A 541-nucleotide genomic window follows, 5' to 3' on the forward strand; every position below is an offset into this window, starting at 1 on the left:
GAGGCTGAAGCCAGCGGTGTGACCGCGCTCGCCACCGCGCTGCAATCCGATCTCGGCGTGCGCTTCGCCGCCACGATCGACCTGATTCAGAACGCCAAGGGCCGCCTGATCATCACCGGCCTCGGCAAGTCCGGCCACATCGGCCGCAAGATCGCCGCGACCTTCGCCTCGACCGGCACGCCGGCGTTCTTCGTGCACGCCTCCGAGGCGAGCCACGGCGATCTCGGCATGATCACCGCCGACGACATCATTCTCGCGATGTCCTGGTCCGGCGAGCAGCCGGAGATGAAGAACCTGATCAACTACGCCAAGCGCTTCAAGATCGCGCTGGTGGCGATGACCTCGGACCCGACCTCGACGCTGGCGACCGCGGCAGACGTGTCTCTGACGCTGCCGAAGGCGCGCGAGGCCTGCCCGCACAATCTGGCGCCGACGACCTCGTCGCTGATGATGCTGGCGCTCGGCGATGCGCTGGCGATCGCGCTGCTCGAAAGCCGCGGCTTCACTCCGGGCCATTTCAGCGTGCTGCACCCGGGCGGCA

General features: G+C 67.8%; 1 protein-coding gene. It reads left to right on the forward strand.

Annotated features, from left to right (window positions below):
* Nucleotides 1–541, forward strand: a 541-nt coding sequence (locus tag DYI24_RS27645; protein WP_164574571.1) for a KpsF/GutQ family sugar-phosphate isomerase, incomplete at both ends; no start/stop codon positions are given.

The sequence above is a fragment of the Rhodopseudomonas sp. BR0C11 genome (assembly GCF_010820945.1).
GTDB classification, from domain to species: Bacteria; Pseudomonadota; Alphaproteobacteria; order Rhizobiales; family Xanthobacteraceae; genus Rhodopseudomonas; species Rhodopseudomonas palustris_H.